Source organism: Deltaproteobacteria bacterium (assembly GCA_016210005.1).
Classification (GTDB): Bacteria; Desulfobacterota; Binatia; order HRBIN30; family JACQVA1; genus JACQVA1.
This window is the reverse complement of sequence record JACQVA010000017.1, coordinates 1-19,979: the sequence shown is the minus strand read 5'-3', so window position 1 is coordinate 19,979 and position 19,979 is coordinate 1. Positions and strand designations below refer to the sequence as shown.

The following is a 19,979-nucleotide window of genomic DNA, read 5'->3' as shown; positions in this document are numbered from 1 at the left end:
CGCTGGGCCGCTCAGCGCGGCCCGCTACCGACGCGAAGACCGCGACGGCGCGCCATCTCCTGCCCCAGCTCGGCAACCGCAGCGGTGTCGAGAGCGCGGCGGGCAAGCGGGAAGAGCTCAGTGTCTTCGATGGCGATGTGGCGCTGGTAGGTAGCCGCGAGTTGGCGCAGGGTTTCGCTCAGGGTTCGAACCGAGTCGGCCGGCAATCGACCGTCCGCCAGCCAGCGCCGCCCGAGTTCGTCGACTACTTGATGAGCGGGTTCAGCGCGGAGGTGGTCGGCATGCAAGGACTCGACGACGGCGAGCGCGGCGCGAACCTCGGGGTGCCGGCAGGCCCGCAAGCGCGGAAAGAGCGAGTCCTCTTCGTCGCTGGTATGCTTGGGAGCGGCTTCGGCGAAGTAGCGCAGCCCGGCTTCCAGGGCGGCGCGCTGATCGGGGGCCAGCTCGCCGCCCTGGGCCTGCTGCGTCACCGTGAGCAAAAGTTGCAGAAAGTGCTCCACTCGCCGGTGACAGTCGCTGAGCACACCGAGCGGGTCGTTGAAATCGCTCGCCGGCGGGTCGCCGATGTTGATCATGGCGCGGCGCGGCTACTTACGGGTGATTTTGACGGCGCGCGCGTCGGCTTCGAGAATCTCGGCCACGCGTCCGAGCCAAAGGCCGCGGAAGCGCTCGACCGCGGCGGCTTCGCCGGTGGTCAGCGCCGGGCCCATGACCGCGCCGAGGTCCTTGGGCGCGGGGACGACGGTGGGCTCGTAGGTGACGTGCACGGCCTCGCCGCGATCGAGCCGCTCGAGCTCGAACTCGTTGTGACGCAGATCATCGGGGCGAAAGACGAACAGGCCGCGGCGGCGAAAGCGGCCCGGACCGAGGCCGCCGAAGCCGGTTTCCGGGGCCGCGCCGATCACCAGATTCACGAGCTGTGAGATCGGGCCGTAGCCGAAATCGGTGGGCCCGCCGTAAGCGGTCACGCGCACGTCGCCGCGTACCGCCGGCTGCTCGCCGTAAAGCGCCAGCAAGCCGTGGCGCATGAGCAGGTAAGCGCCGGCCACCGTCGGGCAGAGATGGCCGGCGGCCTTGACTAGGTCCTCGAAGGTGACCGCCACCGGTTCGGCCGGCGCGACCAGGCCGAGGAACTCGAGAAAGGGATCGCGGATGAGGATCGGCGGCGGCGGCGTGCGCAGGTTGAGGTCGAGATGTTCGCGGGCCGTGTGTGCCATGATTCCATTCGCTCCTTGAATGCGGTGATGATGACGGCGTGCGACGCTCACGAGCGCTGTGCCGCCAGGCGGCGCAGTTCGGCTGCTAGCGGGGTGACGTCGATGCCATGAATTCGGCAGGCCTGCCGTAGCGTCAGCGTGCGGCCCATCGCGGCCCGCATCGCCGGGTTCTGCAACGGGCGAAAGCCGCGGCTCACCAGGAGATCGAGCGCGCCGGGTACCTGGAGCAGGTCTACCACCAGCGCATCAGCCACGGGATCGCCGCCACTGACAGCGGCCACCGGCGGGCGCGAGCGCACGGTCAACATGACGTTGGCGCTGAACGCGGCGAAGGCGCCGACGGCGAGCGGACCGCTGATCGAGATGTACGGCCAGGCTTCGGACCAGCCCGCGAGCTCCACCGCAACTTCGAGGCCGCGCGCCAAAACGGCGGCGTTGAGCAAGAAATACGTCGTCGTGTGCCAAGCCGGATTCCATAATGGAGCACCGGTGAACACGGGAATAATACGGGTAGAGACGCCGAAAATGATCTGCGTGAGAAAACCGAGGGTGAAGGCGTGGCGGCCGAAGTCGAGGAGCAACGATGGCGCGGCGCCACCACGTAGCGCGGCGGCGGCACTCCAGCCCGGCGCGAAGAAGAGCGCTACCAGCAGCCAAGCGTAGGCGCTGACCATGAACTTCTCGTAGCCCTGCTCGCTCCTGCCACGACGTTCGAGCCGCGGGCCGAAAATACCGATGAGCGCAACGAAGGTCGCCGCCGCAACCCCCAACACGGAGCCGGCCAGCGCTCGCGCGAGCGGTATCAGATACCAAGCCTCGGCCACTGAAACCGTTATCCACAGCGCCGCCGCCGCTTGGTAGCCCGCGAACAACCAGGCGCTGTAACGCCCCGGGGCCGGCGGCAGCCCGAGAAACACGGGCAACACGCGCAGACTCATCCCGAAGATCCACGAGGCAGCAAAGCCCCATAGCGCGGTCTCCCACACCGCCGGCTGCAAGACCTCCACCCCGGCGGCGGTGATACAGGCGAGTGCGCTGGCAAGCAGCAGCCACACGCAGCCCGCCCGCAAGTAGCGCTCCAAGTGTTCCGGCGTCGGTGTGCCACCAGCGAGCGTACGGTGTACGGTGCTGCCGAATGCGGTCGCCGCCGCCAGCAGCAACAGCGAGCCCAGCACTCTGGCCGGCGCGGCCACCGGGGCGCCGATAAGCATGCCGGCGGCGATTAGCACTACCCCGCCGGTTTGTAACCAGAACGACGCCTTGGCCAGGCCAACAGTGGCCACCGGGTTGCCGGTAAACCGCGGCATGATGTGGTAGGCGACCCCCATGATGAACAGCGTGGCGAACCCGAAGACCTGGGAGTAGCCGTGGGCGATCTTGGCCATACCGACCGGCACGGCGCCGATGAAGCTCCACGGCAACGTCATTGTCGCCAGCGTCAACATGCCGAGCGTGGCGCCGAAGGTGAGCGCGATCAGCAGACTGGCAATGAAGAAGGGGACGAATTGCGCCGGTTTGGGAGTCGGCACGGGCTGAGTCACCCCGCTCGGAGTCGCCGCCAAGGCCGCCTCTTCCGGCACCGGCGGCGTGCAGCTGCGCACGGCTGCGGGAGCTTCACCCGGTGGTTGCTCCGCTACCGCCGCCGCAGGGGCGGCGGCATTGAGCTCGGCCAACAACTCAGCCAGCCCCAGGCCGCGGATCTCGGTGGCTTCGGCGAGGGTAGCGCTGCCGCCGCAACAGGTGTCGATGCCGCGGGCGTTCAGGATGCGGCTGAGGGCGGCATTGACGTGCAAGACCTCATCGATCGTGGTGCTGGCGGTAAAACTATCTGACATCTGCATTCACAAACCCTGATGGCGAACTCACCCAAGCGCGAGCCATGGGCGGCTTCAGCCACGCAGAGACTTAGCGCATCGCGCGCGGGCTGGCCAGCACCCCGGCCGCGGCCCAGCCGGGTTGGCGGCAAGAGCGCCGGTACGTGCTATCGTCGCTTGGAGGTGGGACCGATCGATGATCACTCCGCGCTCGCTGGTGCTGCTGCTCTCGCTGATGGCTGCGTGCGCCCGTAACCCGGGCGAGGTCGTGGTACGGCGCTCCCAGCCGCACATGGGCACGGTGGTAACGCTGACGGTGGCGATCGACGATGAAGCCGTGGCCGAGCGGGCCATCGCCAGCGGTTTCGCCGAAGTCAGCCGGCTCGATCAGCTGCTCAGCAACTACAAGAGCACCAGCGACCTCAGCCGGCTCAACGCCCAGGCGGGCACCGGTCCGGTGAGTGTCGCACCCGAGCTCTTCGAGGTCACCCGGGCGGCGGTACAAATCGCCACGCGCTCGGGCGGGGCTTTCAATCCTTTGTTGCAGCCGGTCATCAAACTCTGGGGCATACCTGAGCACCCGCGCGTGCCGTCAGCCGCAGAGCTCGAGGCGCTCCGCCCACTCACCGACCTCCGCGGTCTCGTGCTGAGTGAGGATCAGCGGACCATCGCTCTAGCGCAGCCGGGTATGGCGCTCGGACTCGGTGGCGTCGGCAAGGGATACACGGCGGATCGCGTGGCCGAAGTACTGGAGCAAAGCGGCGCGCGAGGCGGCGTGGCCGCCATCGGCGGCGACATCCGTGTGTTCGGAAAACACCCCGACGATCGTCCCTGGCGGATCGCGGTGCGCCCCCCGCAGGCAGACACCCCGCCGCTGGCCGTCGTCGAGCTGTCACGTGGTGCAGTCTCGACCTCAGGCGACTACGAGCGGTATTTTGAAGTGGATGGCGTGCGCTACCACCACATCATCGACCCGCGCAGCCTGATGCCGGCGCAGGGCGCGGCGAGCGTTACAGTCCTAGCCCCCACTGCCACGGAAGCCGACGGTCTGGCGACGGCCGTGCTGGTGATGTCGCCAGCCGAGGGCGTGGCATTAGTTGAGCGCAGCGCACACTCAGCCGCCCTAATCCTGGATCAGGACCGCCGCCGCCTGGCATCGAGCCGGTGGCCGGCCGGCGTCGAGAGCGACGCCAAGTTTGACCTGCGCGACGGAGAAAACGCTTATTGACAATCATCAGCGAGGAAGACTACGGTGCGCCCGGTTTAGAGCTGCCGGCAGGCAAGGGCGGAGCATGGCGGGCATGAGACCGAGCAGGTATAGTGGGCACCGCTCTGCGGTGTGACCAGCAGGTGCGGTAGGTGTCCACCAGTGAGAGAGGAGGGCTACACACATGATGTGGTCAAGAAATCGACATACCGTGAGGCGCATCGAAAGGCGGCAGGGGATTGTTATCGCCGCCGGACTGTTGGTGGCGGCGCTCCCGAGCCTGGCGCGCGCCGGCGACGAGCAGCTGGTGGAAGAAGGCAAGAAGGTTTACGACCGCTATTGCGTCATCTGCCACGGCGCCAAGGGCGACGGCAAAGGGTTGATCGGGGTGGTGCACCGGGCGCAGAAGAACGGGGTGGTGGTCACCATCTACCCGCGTGACTTCACCGCCGGGATGTTCAAGTTCCGCAGCACACCGACGGGCTCGCTGCCGACCGATGAGGATCTGTTGCGCACGGTGACCGGCGGTGTTGCGCGCTCGGGCATGCCCTCGCACGCCGATGTCCCGCTCGAGAGCCGCAAGGCCGTGATCGCGTACGTCAAGACGTTCTCGCCGAAGTGGGCGGAGTACAAGCCCGCCGAGCCGATCAAGATCGACAACGTGCCCGACTACGTCGGCACACCCGAGTCGGTCAAGGCCGGCAAGGAGCTGTTCACGGATGCCGGGTGCGTGAAGTGTCACGGCGCCGAAGGCCGTGGCGACGGCGAGTCGGCTGATGGATTGAAGGACAACTGGGGCGACAAGATCGTACCCTTTGATTTCACTTCGGGGCCGCTCAAGGGCGGCACCGGAGCCAAGGAGATCTATCGGACTTTCGTCACCGGCATGGATGGCACCCCGATGCCCTCGTTTGCGGACGTGTTGGAAGAAAAGCAAAAGTGGGATGTGGTTTCATACTGCTTGGAGCTGATGAAGCAGGGGCCGGGGCCGCGGGTGGCCGCCAAGTAAGCCGGCGAAAACCCCTCGGCGGAATCGGTTCACGACGGACAGCGTAAGGAGGCCGCAATGTTAACCAAAGGCTGGAAGGCCCTCAGGCGTGTAAACCCCGCTCTCCTCATCGGTGGCATCGGCGGGTTCGTGTTCGCCCTCATTGTGACCGGCGGCTCGCTCGCCCCCTCGGTCGAAGCTGCCAAGACGCAGCTGCGCACCGAGGTGCACCCGGGTGAGTTGGACGACTACTACGGGTTCTGGAGCGGCGGGCAGTCGGGCGAAATCCGCGTCATCGGCGTTCCATCCGGCAATGAGATCAAACGCATCCCGGTGTTCAACGCCGACAGCGGTACCGGCTACGGCACTACCAACGAGAGCAAGGTACTGCTGAAGGGCGTCATCCAGGGCGACACCCACCACGTGCACGGCTCGTACAAGGACGGCACTTACGACGGCCGCTACCTGTTCGTGAACGACAAGATCAACAACCGCGTCGCCCGCGTGCGCATCGACACCCTCGAAACCGACGCCATCATGCAGGTGCCGCACATCCAGGGCGCCCACGGCCTCTTCACCCAGCGCGCCCCGGTCACCGAGTGGCTGATCCTCAATAGCGAGTTTCAGGTGCCGCTGCCCAACGACGGCAAGGGCGATTACTTTGACTCCAAGAAGTACCCCGGCATGCACACCATCATCGACATCAACAAGATGGAGGTGGTGGCGCAGATCCTGGTGCCCCACAACCTCGACCTCGCCAACGTCGATTACCAAGGCCGGTACTCCTTCGCGACCTCTTACAATACCGAGAACGGCGCCACCGTCTCGGAAATGCTCGCCAACGACCGCGATTACCTGGTCGTCTTCCACTGGGGCCGCATCAAGGAGGCCCTGGCCAACAACAAGTACAAGGTGGTCGATGGCGTGAAGATGTTGCAGGGCGGCCCCGATTCCGGCTTCACTCTGGCCATCCCCATCCCCAAGAACCCGCACGGCGTCAACGTCAGCCCGGACGGCAAATACGCCATCGCCTCCGGCAAGGTTTCCCCAACCGCGAGTGTCATCGACATCAGCAAGATCGAGGACGCCTTCAACGGGAAGATCCAACCGCGCGACTGCGTCATCGGCGAGCCGGAGATCGGTCTGGGCCCGTTGCACACGACCTTCGATGGCCGCGGCAATGCTTACACTTCGCTGTTCATCGACAGCCAGGTGGTGAAGTGGAACATCCAGAAGGCCATCGACATCTACAAGAACCCCTCCCCGGGCGCGACGGCGGTGGTGGACCGCTTGGACATCCATTACCAGATCGGCCACATCATGGCTTCGATGGCCGAAACCAAGGAAGCCGACGGCAAGTACTTGGTGGCTCTCAACAAGATCTCGAAGGACCGCTTCATCAACGTCGGACCGATCAAGCCGGAGAACGATCAGCTTATCGACATCACCGGCGACAAGATGAAGCTGCTGCATGACCACTCCGCTTACGTCGAGCCCCACGACTGCATCATCGTGCGCCGCGACATCATCGAGCCCAAAGTCGTGCACCGCGTGCGCATGGACGAGCACCCGCAGGCAACGACGAAGAGCTCGATCGAGCGCGACGGCAAGAAGGTGACTGTGAAAATGACCGCCAACGCGCCCGTCTATGGCCTCCAGACGGTGGAGGTGAACGAGGGCGACGAGGTGACGTTCATTGTCACCAACAACGACGAGATCCCCGACCTGACGCACGGGTTCGCGGTCTCCAACTACGGCATCAATTTCATCGTCGGACCGTATCAGACCCGCTCAGTGACGTTCGTGGCCGACAAGCCCGGCGTCCACTGGATCTACTGCACCAACTTCTGCCATGCGTTGCATCTGGAAATGCGCATGCGACTGATGGTGAAAGCCAAGGTCTAGCCGCGGTCGCCCGTTGAATGAGGCGGGACCCGGTCGGCCAGCGGCCGACGGGCTCCCGCCTCTTCTTTTCACCAACAGTCTTTGGCCGCGACGAAGGACCGGCCTTACCTTGCTTGCAGTGCCACCCCTTGTGTTGGTTGTGCTCGCAGCCTAAGCTCGGCGCACTCGCCGCGCAGTAATTCCCAGTCAAGAGAGCAGTGACAGTAATGAGGACTACGACCGTCTTGGCGGCACGCCTGCTGTTGGCGCTCCTAGCCGCCAGCCCCTGGGGGCTGGCCAAGGCGCACGCACAAGTCGCCTTCGGTACCAAGAAGTACGACTACCAGCCAGCTGACGTGCTGCCTGAGGCGACCGAGTTCGAGCGCAAAGACAGCTACTGGGAGGGCTACGGCCCCGGTGCCGAGGAGCGACGCAGCCTACTCGGATACGTTTTTGTCACCGACGATCTGGTCCAGATCCCGGGCTACTCCGGCCACTCGATCAATACCCTGGTCGGCATCAATCCGGCGGGCAAGATCGTGGGCGTCAAGATCGTTCAGCACGCCGAGCCGATCGTGCTGATCGGGCTCTCCGAACAGGTGATCCACGACTTCGTGGCCCAATACGTGGGCAAGGACATCCGTGACCGCATTCTGATCAGCGACCAGCCGCACGAGGGCTACACCCGCGTCGACGGCATCAGCGGGGCGACGGTGACGGCGGTGGCCGAGAACGCCACCATCTTAGAGGCCGGCCGTACGGTCGGGCGCGCTGTCGGCATTGTCAAAGCGTACGAAGTGCGCAAGCGGCGACCGCTAAAGCAGTTTGCCCCCCACACCTGGCGGGACTTGGTGGCCGTCGGCGCCTTGGGCCAACTGGTGCTCAAGGCCGACGAGGTTGGCGGCAGCGGCTCAGAGCCGGTGCTGAACGTGAGGTTCACCGTCCTCGATCCGCCCGTCATCGGCAAGAATCTCGTCGGCGAGCGCTACTACCAAATGGTGCAAGAGCGCGTAGAGAAGGAAGGCGGCAGCGCGCTCTACATCTGCTCCGAAGGCGAGCTGTCGTTCAAAGGTGCCGGCTTCGCACGCGGCGGCATCTTCGATCGCTTCTCCATCGAGCAGGGCAAGGACCAGTTTGTTTTTCGGGACACCGATTACCTGAATCTGCCGGAGCCGCCGATCGAGGGCGCACCGGCGCTACGCGAGGGCGGGATCTTCTTCCTCAAGAACCGCAACTTCGATCCGACGCAGCCGTTCGTCTTTCACCTGACCATTCCCTATCGCGTGCAAGACCGCCGCGCTTACGGCACCTTCCTGGCGCCCTTCGAGTTGCCCGCGGCGTTCATCGAAGAGGACCTGCCATTCTGGCGCACGCGCTGGCAAGCGAGCGCACTCAACACCGTCGCCTTCGCGCTGTTCTTGCTGGTGACCGCCGCCATCTTCGCCGCGCGACAACAGCTGCTGGCCTACCGCAAACTACTGCACCGCTCGATTGCGGTGGTGGCGGCCGTATGGGTAGGGCTGGTGCTCAAGGCGCAGCCGAGTGCGACGCAAATCCTGACGCCGGCCAACGCGGCGGTGCGCCGCGTCTTTCCGTTCGAGGTGTTCCTCTCCGAGCCGATGATCTTTCTGTTCTGGATCGCCATTGCCGTCTCGCTGGTGGTCTGGGGTCGCGGCTTCTTCTGCGGCTGGCTTTGCCCTTACGGAGCGCTCTTGGAACTACTGGCGGCGGGATGGAAGCGCATCGCCCCCAAGCAGCTTCACCGCCGCATCGACGCTTGGGATCCAGGCCGGCTCGGGCGCGCCGGTAAGTACGTCACCTTCCTGGTCATCCTGGCCGTGGCCTTGGTGAGCCTGCCGTTGGCGGAAATGCTCGACGAGGTCGAGCCGTTCAAGACCTTCATCCTGCGCTTGGCTCGGCCGTTTCACTTCGTCGCCTATTTCGCCGTCATCACCCTGGTTTCCGCGGTGGTGTATCGTTTCTTCTGCCGCTTCGTCTGTCCCCTCGGCGGCGCTCTGGCCATCCCCAGCCGCAAGCCCTTGCTGCCGCTGTTTCGCTGGGAGCAGTGCAAGACGTGTAAGATCTGCTACAAGGGCTGTGAACCGAAGGCGATTGCGTACGAAACCGGTCGCATCAACTACGGCGAGTGCCTGCAATGCTGGGACTGCCAGAGCACGGGAATGGACCAAGGCGTGTGCCCTGAGTTGATCGTGGCCAAGCGCGAACAGCGGACGCCGCGCCCGCTGGTGGTGCTGGCGCTGCTGTCGGCAGCGACACTGGCTGTGGGCGTGGCCCAGGCCGCGGAGCGGGTCGTGCTTCCCGGCACCGGGGCGATCACGGCCGCCATTGCGGCCGGCAACGACGGCGACACCATTCGGCTCAAGCCGGGCGTGTACTCCGAGAGTGTGGTGATCGACAAAGCGCTGGCGCTGGTGGGCGAGGACGGGGCAATTATCGACGCCGGCGGCCGTAGCCACGTGGTCGCGATCGCGTCGCCCAATGTACGCCTCGAAGGAGTCACGCTGCGCTCGAGCGGGCGGGGCGACGCCGAGGTGTCGCACGCGGGCGTGCGGGTGGAGCAGTCAGCCACCGACGCGCAGATCATCAACAACCGCATCGAGCAGAGCCACTTCGGCATTTGGATTCACGGGGCCGAACGCGCGCTCATCCGCGGCAACCATGTCGCCGGCCTGGCCGAGTTGCAGCAAAACGCCCGCGGCAACTGCGTGCATCTGTGGAGCGCACGCGGAGCGGTGATCGCGGACAACGACCTCGATCACTGCCGCGACGGCATTTACATGGACCTGAGCATGGATGCCACGGTCACCGGCAACACCGTGCGCAACTCGCGTTACGCCATTCACACGATGTGGTGCGACCGCGGCAACTTCAGCGACAACGTCGTCGCCGACAATTACGTCGGGCTGGCGCTGATGTTCTCCAAGAACCTCGACACCAGCCGCAACACCCTGCACAACAACTCCACCCACGGCCTGCTGCTGATGCAGGTGACGCGCAGCCGCGCCAACGACAACGTCATCGTCGGCAACACTAAGGGCCTGTTCCTGTACAATTCGCTCTTCAACACCGTGCGCGGTAATTTCATTGCCCGCAACAATCTGGGCGTGCATTACTGGGGCGGCTCCGAGGACAACGACATCTCCGAGAACAGCTTCATGGCCAACGAGATCCAAGTGAAGTACGTCTCGGCGCGCGACCAAACCTGGAACGGCAACTTCTGGGGCGACTACGTCGGCTGGGACCTCAACAACGACGGCCGGGGTGATGTTCCCTACCGTTCCAACACCCTCGTCGATGCTTTGCTCTGGAAGTACCCCAGCGCCAAGCTGCTGCTCTCCAGCCCGGCCTTCCAGGTGCTCGCCTTCGCCGAGCGCGAGTTCCCGGTGATCGCCGCGCCCAAGGCGGTCGACAACGCGCCGCACATGACGCCGGTCACGCCCAACTGGACGGCGCTGCTCGACCGCTATCCGGCTGCCCCCAAGAACTACTACGGCACCCTCACCAAGCTGGAGCATCTGCCCGGGGAGAATTGATGCTCAAGCTTGCAGGCGTGTCGAAGCGGTTCGGCGCTGTCGAGGCGCTGCGCCCGCTCGACCTCGAAATCGCGCGGCACGAATGGATCGGCTTGTTCGGCCACAACGGCTCGGGCAAGACCACGCTGTTGCGCATCCTGCTCGGCTTGTGCCGGCCGACGAGCGGCCAGCTCCTGCTCGAAGGGCGCGAGCCCAACGACGAAACCTGGTGTGATTTTCGGCGCACGCTGGGCTTCATGCCGGAACGGATTCGCTTCTATGAGCACCTGACGGGCGCAGAGACGCTGCGCTACTTCGCCGAACTGCGCGGCCTCGGGGCCGAAGTAGTGGCGCCGATGCTGGAGAGCGTCGGGCTGACCGCCGCCGCTGAGCGCCCCGTGGGCGAGTACTCGAAGGGTATGCAGCAGCGCCTCAACCTGGCGCAAGCGCTGTTGGGCCGACCCACGGTGCTGATTCTCGACGAACCGCTCGAAGGCCTCGACCCGCAAGGCGTGCGCGATTTCTTTCGCTTGCTGCAGTCGGGCGGCCCGCGCACGGTGGTGCTGTCGTCGCATCGCTTGTCCGAGGTCGGCCCGCACGTCAACCGGATGTGCGTGTTGGCCAACGGCGAGGTGAAGGCGCTGGGTACGGTCGAAGAACTGCGGCGCGACCTGCGCATGCCGGTGCGCGTGCACATCTACCTGCGCGATGCCGAGCGGCCGCTGGCCGAAAGCGTGCTGATGCAGCTAGGCGCGGCGGCGGTGGCGCGCAAAGACCACGTACAAGTCGCCGAGGTGCCGCAGGCCGCGAAGACCGCGTTTCTGCTCGGCCTCAACGCCCACGCGCAGATGCTCAGCCACTTGCACGTAGAGGAGCCGAGCCTGGAGGGAGTCTACTTTGAACTCAACTGAGGCCTGGCTGGTGATCGCGCAAAAGGAGTTGCGCGATGGCTTGCGCAATCGCTGGATCTGGATCGTCTGTGCCCTGCTGGCGGTGTCGGTTCTGGCCATCGCCTTCTTCGGCGCGGCACCGATCGGCGTGGCCGGCACGCACGGGCAAGAGGCGCTGATCGCCAGCCTGATGAACCTGACCACGTACCTGGTCCCGTTGCTGGCATTGGTGTTGGGCTGCGGGGCGATCATCGACGAGAAGGCTCGCGGGACGCTGGACTTGATCCTGGTGTATCCGCTTTCTGCCGGGCAGTATTTCGCTGGCACTTTCGTCGGCTTCGCGCTCGCCCTGACGGTGGCCTGTGTTGCCGGCCTGGGAACGGCGGGCATCGCCTTGCGCCTGTGGTCGGGTTTGGAGCTGAGTACCTATGCGGTGCTGATCGGCCTGGCGGTGTTGATCGGCCTGGTGTTCCTGGGGCTGTCGTTTCTGGTCTCGCTTCTGGCGCGCGGGCGTGACCGCGCGGTGGTGGCCTCGGTCTTCGTCTGGATGTGGTTTGTGCTGGTGTTCGATCTGCTGGTCGTCGGCCTGCTCATCCTGGCCGGAGGCAAGGTGCCAACCGTCCTGTTCGGTATTCTGGTACTGCTCAACCCGGCAGATGCATTTCGTATCTTGTGCTTCCAATGGCTGCCAGGGGCGACCTCGCCCTTAGGGGTGGCTACCGCCATTCCCTCGGCTCCTCCGAGCGCGCTGGTTGCGGCCGCCTTGCTGCTGTGGCTGGCGGTACCGCTCGCGCTCAGCTACCTTATTTTCCGGCGCCGTGTGGCGGCCGACACTTTGGTGTGAAGCAATAACCTCGAAGGAAAGGATAGGAATCGCACTCATGGGAACGAAAGGGATACGCAGAGCCTGTTTGCAGTTGGCGGTCGTGCTTGCAGTGGCGGCGTCAGCCGAAGCAGGGGAGGTACGGGGAAAGGTCACCGGCACGATAGAAGACGGACCGGCGGTGGTTTGGATCGAGGGCGTGAGCAGCAGCGCGGTGCCCAAGCAGGATACGGTCATCACGCACACGGCCGGCGGAAAGTTCGAGCCGTTTCTCAGCGTCGGCTTCGTTGGCAACTCGTTTGTGCTGCGCAACGACGACGGCACGATGCACAACACTCACCTGTACATGCGGCTGGCCTACCAGAAAGAAGTCTCGCAGCGCCCGCTGCATTACGGCGCCACGGTCTACAACGTGGCCCTGCCGCATTCGGGGGTCGAGGTGCGCAAGCCGATCGTACCGTTCCACCGCTACCGTGAGGAGACCGGTTTCATCGAGGTGGTGTGTAACCGCCACCCCGACGAGCACGCTTTCGTGTTGGTCTTCGATCATCCCTACGCGGCCATCACCAAGGAAGATGGCAGCTTTACCATCCCCGAGGTTCCGCCCGGAGAACATCAGGTGCGCGTGTGGCGCGCCGGCAGCGTCACTAAGGGTAAGGTCGTAAACGTCAAAGACAGCAAGCCCACCGAAGTGGTGATCGAGCAGGGGTGACCACCGTGAGCAAGGCTGCCATCACGGCGATCGGTGCCGGCCTGTTGCTCGGCGTTGGGGTACTGGCCTGGGCGTTGATTCCAAGCGAACGTCAGCCCGACTTGCCAAGCTTCGCCTTACCCAATTGGGACGGGCAAACGATCTCCAACCAGTCACTGGCGGGCAAGACCACGCTCTTGGGATTTACCTTCGCCAAGTGCACCGCCAGCTGCTCGATGTTGACCCACATGCTCAAAGCCCTCGACGAAGAGCTGACTAGCCCGGCGAACGTGCAGTACCTCCACGTGAGCGTGAATCCGGCGGCGGACACGCCGGAAGAGATCCTCAAGCACTTCGCCAAGCACGGCATCGACCCGAAGCAAGACCGGCGCTGGCTCTTTCTTACCGGCGAGCAGCCGCGGGTGGCGGGGGTGCTCAAGGACTTCGGCATCACGGTCGAGGGCGCGGCCGCCGCGGGCGGCGAGGCGCTCCGGCACACCATCAAGGTGCTGGTCATCGACCCCACCGGCAAACCGACCGCCGCATTCGATACCTACTTTTGGGACAAGGAGGATATGCTCCGTGCGCTCCGCTCAGCCTCCGCCTTTGCACAGCCGCGGGATTGACCGTCGCGATTTCCTTCGTTTGGCCGGCTACAGCGGCGCGGCGTGCCTGGCGCTGCGGGCCGGTTTGGCAAGCGCCGCAACCGCGGACGGCGTCGATATCACCCGCCTGCGCCAGATGGAGTTCGATGTCACCTACCGCACGGTGGTGCACAACCTGCCGGCTGACGCCGAGGATTTTCATCTCTGGATGCCGCTGCCGCCGGCCGACGCGGCGCAGGCGATCAGCAAACTGTCGGTCAGCTGCACGCTGCCCCACGAGACCACCACCAGTGAGACTTACGGCAACCAGATCGTGCACGTGCGCGCCGCCAGCAAGCACATCTCCGCCGACTGGTCGCTGACCGCCCGCTATCACGTCGCCCGCAAGCAGGCCGGCAGCACGGCGCAGGCGCTCGACGCTGCCGGCGCGGCAAAATATCTGCGTTACACCTCCCGTACGCGCATGACGGACGAAGTGGAGGCATTCGCCCGCAACGCCATCGGCGATGCCAAGCAACCGCTGGAGGTGGCGCGCCGGGTGTTCGAGGGCATCATCGAAGAGCTCTCTTACGACAAGCAGATCCCCGGCTGCGGCACCGGCGATACCCAATGGATTATGCGCCACAAGCGCGGCAAGTGTGACGACTACCATTCTTTGTTCATGGCGATCCTGATCTCACGCGGCATCCCCGTGCGCTGGGAGCAAGGCTTCCCGCTGCCCGCCGCCGGTGGCGCCAGCGGACAGCTTAGCGGTGACTGCTCCGGCGCTCACTGCTGGGTCAGCTTCCATGACCGTGACGCAGGCTGGGTACCGGTGGATGTGTCAGAGGCAGACAAGAACCCCGCGGCCCGCAATTTCTTCTTCGGCAAGCTCTCACCCAACCGCTTCAAGGTCTCCGAAGGACGCGCCATCGCCTTGGCTCCGAAGCAGGGCGGCGATCTGCTCGAGACCTTTGCTTACGCCTACGCCGAAGCCGACGGCATTCCGCTGATCTACCCGGCCAACTACGAAAACCAAGTGCAGTTCACCATCACGCGCGTCGAGGTGGCGTAGTGAGCGGGCAAACGAATTATGCATGGCGAGCCGCTGCTGTCGCCTTGGCCATGCTGGCCAGCGTGGCGCGGCCCGGCCCGGCGGCAGCCGAAATCGCCGCGGTCGGCAAACCCCCGCCGGCGTTTGCGCTGCCGGACGAGACCGGCGAGGTCTATCGCCTACCCGAGCTGCTGGGCAAACCGCTGATCCTGTATTTTACTCACAACATGTGCCACTACTGCACGCAGATAATCGGCTTTCTCAAGCGCGCCCACGAGGCCCACGCCGGCGATGGCCTCACCATCATCACGATCAACGTCCTGGCTGATAGCGACAAGCTCATCCGCCGCTACAAGGATCAGTTCAGTTTGCCGTTCCCGATGCTGGCCGGCAAGAACGTGCAGCTACTGCGCGACTACGAGGTGAACTACGTGCCGATCGTGGTGTTTGTCGGTAAAGACGGGCTGGTCCGCCACATCGAGCACCATTACGTGCTGCCGGAGGACTTCGATCGCGAGGTCCAAGAGATCATGGGCGGCAGCTCATAGGGCCACAGCACACACCCCGTTTCCAGGGCACAATCTCCATCCCCGCAAGCCCGCGCGGCAGAGGCAGTTGCCACGAGCCGAGCGAGGCCGGTCCGTGGCGCGGCCTCTCGACACTGCCCTGCGCGATCCTGAATTCCTTCTTTACGTATCCCAACCGCGTCGAGTACGACGCAGTGCCAGCTGGGCAGGTTCAGGCAGTGTGCGCGTGATCGGGGAGGACGACGATGGAATCGATCTGCGGGGGCCAGCGCTGGCGACAAGCCCGGAGCACAGACGAGCCGCCCCCTTGAAGCCACAAGGACCATTGTGGCACAAGATGACACAGAAACTAGCCGGTAGGGAAATGGGGTGTACGCACGGCGACGCCGCTCGGAGTGCGCAACTCGGAGAAGCTGAGTGGCAAGTCGCCAAGGATGCACCTCCGTTGTAGCCTTTAGGAGGAAGCTATGTCGCCAGGGAGGAACGGTCGCATTGTGCGTCTCGGCCTGATCGGAACCATCTTTGCCATCGGGTTCCTTTGCGGCTCGGTGAGTCAGCGTCGCGCCGACGCGCAGTTGGGAGAACTCGGGAAACAGGCGCTGGAAAGGGCCGGCGAATCGGGTGGCGCGCTAGGCTCAGCCGTGAAACTCGGCGAGGCGATCGTCGACATGCAACAGCACGTCGACGGGCTGCAAAAGAACATCGATGTCCTGAAGAAAGTCAAAGCAGGCCTCGGCGGCTAGTTGCTGCCGCGCGCCCGCACAAGACCTCTGGCGCGGTGGCGGCAGCGGCCGTGCCGTGCTGCGGTGGAAAGGAACCTGAACTCGGGAGGGTGGAGCCATGCTGAGAGAGTTCAAAGAGTTCGCGATGCGGGGCAACGTGGTGGATATGGCCGTGGGGATCATTATCGGCGCGGCGTTTGGCAAGATCGTCACCTCGTTCGTGGGAGACATTCTGATGCCCCCGCTGGGATTGCTGCTTGGCCGGATGGATTTCTCCAATCTGTTTATCGCATTGTCGGGTGAGACCTACCCAAGCCTGGCGGCGGCGAAAGCGGCCGGGGCGCCCACCATCAATTACGGGCTGTTCGTCAACACCGTGCTCGACTTCCTGATCGTCGCCTTCGCGATCTTCATTCTGATCCGGCAGGTCAATCGGCTCCAGCAGCCGCCCGCAGCGGCACCAATCACCAAGGCCTGCCCGTACTGTGTCTCGGCGATCGCCATCAAGGCAACGCGCTGCCCGCATTGTACGTCCGAACTGAAAGCAGCGTGACCGGCCCGCCCCCCTGGGGTGCTCTTGTGCCCGGCATTCGCGGGGGAACTCAGCTCATCCAGACGGAGGCGCAAAGGAGGCAGAGTGCGATGGCGACGCGATAGGCTCACGGAGCGCTACTGGGATGGCGGCCTCGATTTCGGCCTAAACGTGCAGCAGAGCACGACCGACACTACCGGTTTTTCGATCGGGTTGAGTTAGGCACCGTGCGGACGAAGCAGCCCACCACGTTCACCCTGGGGACCAGCATTTCACCACGGACTACTTGCTGCGCACCGAAGCCGGGCTGACGGCTCCACTCATCGACCCGATCAGCGCCAAGTTCGTGGTCCGCGATGAGTATGATAGCCGGCCGTCGCCTGGGGCGAAGCGGAACAGCTTGTGGGTCACATTGAGGCTCTCGCTCATCTGGTAATTGGCCACGCCACAGGGAGACGGTGCACATCGAGGTATCATGACGGCTCGCTTCGCCTGGCTTAACCGCTGGCGGCGCTGGATCGCGTTGCTCGGTGTGCTGCTGGTGATTCGGGCGGCACTGCCCGAGGCCGTGCGTCGGCTTCTCGTCTCACAGGCCTCGCAAGCACTGCATGCTCGGGTGGAAATCGGCGACGTCGATCTCTCGTTGCTGTGGGGCGGGATAGGGCTGAGTGATGTGACGGTGCGCGCCGCCGCGGGTGAGGCTGACACGCCGCCACTGTTGGCGTGGAAGCGGCTTGCCGTCGAGCTGCGCTGGCTGCAGTTGCTGGGTAAGACCGTGCGGCTGCGTGAGGTGGTGCTGGAATCGCCGCGCGTCGCGCTCGATCGGCTCGAAGATGGCCAGCTCAACCTGCTGGCGCTAGTGCCGGCGAGCGCCGCGCCCGCAGCTACGGCGGCAACGCCCGCGCCGCAGAGCACGCTCGGCGCTGAAACACCGGCGCCAGCGAACGTGGGCTGGGGTTTCGGCGTCGATCGGCTCGTGCTTCGCGACGGCAGGCTGCGCTTCCACGACTTGACGATCAAGGAGAGTGAGCCGATCGAGGTGACCATCGAGCACGTCGAAGTCAGCGACATCGCAATGCGCCCCGGGCTCTACGACGAGCCGTCGCGGATGCGCCTGGCCCTCGCGCTTGATCAGGGAGCACTGCGGCTCGACGCGCGCTTGACGTTGCGCGAAGGCGGGACGGCCCTCGAAGCTGACCTCGAGGCCCGGAATCTGCCACTGCACCAGACCCGGCTTTACATTCCCACAGTCGGCTGGAGCGCCTTGCAAGGCGCGCTCGACGCGGCGCTTGCGTACCGGCTCGATACGGTAACGCGAAACGAGCTGCGCGGGACGGTGACGCTGCGTGACGTCGCCGTGCGCGTTCCGCAGCTCGACGAACCCGCGTTGGCCTGGCGCAACGTTACGGTGAAGCTGGATACACTCGATCTGGTCGGGCGCCGCGTCGCCGTCAGCGAGGTCGAGATTGTCGGGGCCTCACTGCCCGTGAGGCCACTGGGCGGCGATCTTCTGCCGTTGCTTGCCGCTGCGTCCAGTCCGCCGGCGAATGCCGGCCGGACCCTGGACCCGACATCCTCCGCGTCGGCTTCGCCGGCAGCCGGCCCGGCCGCCGCGCCCTGGCGCTGGTCCGTCTCGTCGCTGCGCGTTACCGAATCGCGCATCCGCTTGCTTAACGCGGCGGCGTCACTCGATGTCGGCGTCGGGCTCACCACGAGCGACCTCGCCAGTGACACCGACCGGCGGGCGCGGATGCAGTTGGCACTGACGGCGGGCGCGGGATCGGTCAACGCAGAGGGCGCACTGCGCCTCTTTTCGCCTGCCTTCGCCGGCACGGTGCGAATCACGAACCTGCCGCTGGCGGAGTTCGCGGCGGTTACGAGCGCGCTCCCATCCAATCTTCTGCAGGCCGGCCGACTCGGCTCGGAGCTGACGATCGAGGCCGGCCTAGCGGCGCCCGGGGTGGATGTGGGCCAGCTCACGTCGAGTGATCTTCGCCTGCGCGGCCGCCTGTCGCTCGCCGAACTCCGGCTCGGCAATGCCGAGCCACAGGGTTTCACGATGGGCGCGCGATCGTTCGACATGGCCATCACCGAGCTGGAGATTCCGGGAGTACTGCCGGGCTCGTCCGCCACCGCGCGCCGCACCGATGACGTGCATCTGCGCGGTCGGCTCGCGGTCGCCGACTTCCAGCTTGCCGCAACGGATTCCAAGTCCTTCAGTGTGGGCGTGCGATCGCTCGATCTGCCGATTAAGGACTTGTACGTCCCGAGACTTCTGCCCGCGGCGCAGGCCGCGGCCCCGCGACCAGTGCGTGCGGTGATCGGCGATCTGCGGCTCGGCGGACCGACCGTGCAGCTCGCCCGCACGGCGACGGGGATTGCAGTCCCGAAATTCTCTCCGGCCTCGGCTCCTGCCAGCGAGGCGCCCGCGCCTTCGGCGGCGGCCCCGCCGCGACCGATCGAGGTGGAAGTAGATTCGATCCGTCTAGCGGGCGGCCGTGTCGCGGTCGTCGATCGGACCGTGACTCCCTTCTTTGGTGGCGATCTGGCTCCGTTCGCGGTTGAGCTGCGCGAACTGCGCTGGCCGGCGCTCGCGGTGGCCAACCTCCGCGCTCAGGCGACCAGCGCGGTGCTCGGCAAGATCGAAATCTTCGGCGGGCAGAAATCTGGCCGAGGATGGATCGAACTCAACGGTGAGCAAATCGCTCTGCCACGGCTCAACCCATACGCGGCGAGTTTCTCCAGCTACCGCATCGCCAGTGGCAACGCGTCGATCGCGACGAAGGCTTCGTTCAACGGCGAGAGCTACTGGAGCGACACCTGGCTGACGTTGCACGATTTCGGCCTGGAGGGCGGAGCGGGTGAGTCGTTGTTCGAGCAGCAGTTCGGTATCCCGCTCTCGATGGCGCTGGCGTTGATGCGCGACGTTCACGGCGACATTGTGCTCGGCATCCCGATCGAGGCCGATGCGCAGGGGGCGAAGGTTGACGTGCTCGCGGTGGTTGGCGGAGCACTCCGGCGCGCCATCGTGAACGCCTTGGCCTCGCCACTCAAGCTCGTCGGTGCCGTGTTCGGCGGCGACAAGAATAAGGCCGCCGCCGGACCGGCGCCGATCGCGTGTCGCGTCGGGCGGAGCGATCTCACGCCCGCGGGGGCCGAAACGATCGGGCAACTCGCCGGCCTGCTTGCCACGCGTCCGGGAATCGGCGTCACTCTCGCCGCGACCGTCACCGCCGGTGACGTGCGCGGGCTCAGTGAGCAGCGGCTGCTTCAGGAGTGGGAAGGGCAGGGTGTTCTCGGCAAGCTGCAGGGGTTGCCTCAGCGAGATACTCGCGAGAGAGTTCGCCGCGCTTTGGCGGAGCGGGCCAAGGACCAATGGCATTCGCTTAAGGAAACTGTGCCATTCGTTTAAGGAGATTGCTCAATCGGTCGGTGTGACAAGATTTGTCATGCGTTTGGCGATGGCAGGGAGACTCAGGCGGGCGCCAGAATGCCGCTGACCTTTTCATGCTG

General features: G+C 65.2%; 17 protein-coding genes. 14 read left to right on the top strand and 3 right to left on the bottom strand.

All coding sequences use genetic code 11. From position 1 onward, the window contains the following. Positions 1 to 11: 11 nt before the first annotated feature. From HY699_03185 to HY699_03175, 3 genes are read right to left on the bottom strand one after another with little or no spacing between them, the layout of a single operon-like run. Positions 12 to 575 (bottom strand): hemerythrin domain-containing protein, encoded by a 564-nt coding sequence (locus HY699_03185; GenBank protein ID MBI4514804.1) that lies wholly within the window; start codon positions 573 to 575, stop codon positions 12 to 14. A 12-nt stretch (positions 576 to 587) separates the two neighbouring features. Beyond that, entirely contained in the window at positions 588 to 1,217 is a 630-nt protein-coding gene (locus tag HY699_03180) for a hypothetical protein (protein MBI4514803.1), read from the bottom strand. Between the two features lie 47 nt (positions 1,218 to 1,264). Beyond that, positions 1,265 to 3,052: a DUF542 domain-containing protein gene (locus HY699_03175; protein MBI4514802.1), complete on the bottom strand. Its 1,788-nt coding sequence runs from the start codon at positions 3,050 to 3,052 to the stop codon at positions 1,265 to 1,267. 175 nt (positions 3,053 to 3,227) lie between these two features. On the opposite strand from HY699_03175, the gene HY699_03170 reads away from it, so the two are divergent. The 14 genes from HY699_03170 to HY699_03105 all read left to right on the top strand — a co-directional run bounded on the left by HY699_03170 (position 3,228) and on the right by HY699_03105 (position 19,878). Beyond that, positions 3,228 to 4,259 carry an FAD:protein FMN transferase gene (locus tag HY699_03170; protein ID MBI4514801.1) on the top strand — a complete coding sequence of 344 codons (1,032 nt, stop codon included), beginning with the start codon at positions 3,228 to 3,230 and terminating at the stop codon, positions 4,257 to 4,259. Positions 4,260 to 4,449: 190 nt separating this feature from the next. After that, positions 4,450 to 5,247 carry a c-type cytochrome gene (locus HY699_03165; protein MBI4514800.1) on the top strand — a complete coding sequence of 266 codons (798 nt, stop codon included), beginning with the start codon at positions 4,450 to 4,452 and terminating at the stop codon, positions 5,245 to 5,247. A 57-nt stretch (positions 5,248 to 5,304) separates the two neighbouring features. After that, positions 5,305 to 7,131, top strand: coding sequence for a nitrous-oxide reductase (locus tag HY699_03160; GenBank protein ID MBI4514799.1), 1,827 nt, complete (start codon positions 5,305 to 5,307; stop codon positions 7,129 to 7,131). 206 nt (positions 7,132 to 7,337) lie between these two features. Beyond that, complete coding sequence (gene nosD, locus HY699_03155) at positions 7,338 to 10,664, top strand: nitrous oxide reductase family maturation protein NosD (protein ID MBI4514798.1); 3,327 nt, start codon at positions 7,338 to 7,340, stop codon at positions 10,662 to 10,664. Next, the gene (locus tag HY699_03150) at positions 10,664 to 11,554 is read left to right on the top strand and encodes an ABC transporter ATP-binding protein (GenBank protein ID MBI4514797.1); all 891 of its coding nucleotides are present in this window, start codon (positions 10,664 to 10,666) and stop codon (positions 11,552 to 11,554) included. Before nosD ends, HY699_03150 begins: the two co-directional genes overlap by 1 nt. Further along, on the top strand, positions 11,541 to 12,377 hold the full coding sequence (locus HY699_03145; protein MBI4514796.1) for an ABC transporter permease subunit: 837 nt from the start codon (positions 11,541 to 11,543) through the stop codon (positions 12,375 to 12,377). The genes HY699_03150 and HY699_03145 overlap by 14 nt, the downstream gene beginning before the upstream one ends. Positions 12,378 to 12,414: 37 nt before the next feature. Continuing rightward, a complete protein-coding gene (locus HY699_03140) occupies positions 12,415 to 13,068 on the top strand; it encodes a carboxypeptidase regulatory-like domain-containing protein (protein ID MBI4514795.1) in 654 nt (217 codons plus the stop codon). A gap of 5 nt (positions 13,069 to 13,073) precedes the next feature. Beyond that, positions 13,074 to 13,673 (top strand): SCO family protein, encoded by a 600-nt coding sequence (locus tag HY699_03135; GenBank protein ID MBI4514794.1) that lies wholly within the window; start codon positions 13,074 to 13,076, stop codon positions 13,671 to 13,673. A gap of 19 nt (positions 13,674 to 13,692) precedes the next feature. Then, positions 13,693 to 14,706, top strand: a complete 1,014-nt coding sequence (locus HY699_03130) for a transglutaminase domain-containing protein (protein ID MBI4514793.1) — start codon at positions 13,693 to 13,695, stop codon at positions 14,704 to 14,706. Next, positions 14,706 to 15,233: a TlpA family protein disulfide reductase gene (locus HY699_03125; GenBank protein MBI4514792.1), complete on the top strand. Its 528-nt coding sequence runs from the start codon at positions 14,706 to 14,708 to the stop codon at positions 15,231 to 15,233. Before HY699_03130 ends, HY699_03125 begins: the two co-directional genes overlap by 1 nt. A gap of 473 nt (positions 15,234 to 15,706) precedes the next feature. Then, the gene (locus HY699_03120) at positions 15,707 to 15,955 is read left to right on the top strand and encodes a hypothetical protein (protein ID MBI4514791.1); all 249 of its coding nucleotides are present in this window, start codon (positions 15,707 to 15,709) and stop codon (positions 15,953 to 15,955) included. A gap of 97 nt (positions 15,956 to 16,052) precedes the next feature. Further along, positions 16,053 to 16,487, top strand: coding sequence for a large-conductance mechanosensitive channel protein MscL (gene mscL, locus HY699_03115; GenBank protein ID MBI4514790.1), 435 nt, complete (start codon positions 16,053 to 16,055; stop codon positions 16,485 to 16,487). A 265-nt stretch (positions 16,488 to 16,752) separates the two neighbouring features. Beyond that, positions 16,753 to 16,902, top strand: coding sequence for a DUF481 domain-containing protein (locus tag HY699_03110; GenBank protein ID MBI4514789.1), 150 nt, complete (start codon positions 16,753 to 16,755; stop codon positions 16,900 to 16,902). Between the two features lie 39 nt (positions 16,903 to 16,941). Then, positions 16,942 to 19,878, top strand: coding sequence for a DUF748 domain-containing protein (locus HY699_03105; protein ID MBI4514788.1), 2,937 nt, complete (start codon positions 16,942 to 16,944; stop codon positions 19,876 to 19,878). The last annotated feature ends 101 nt before the right edge of the window (positions 19,879 to 19,979 follow it).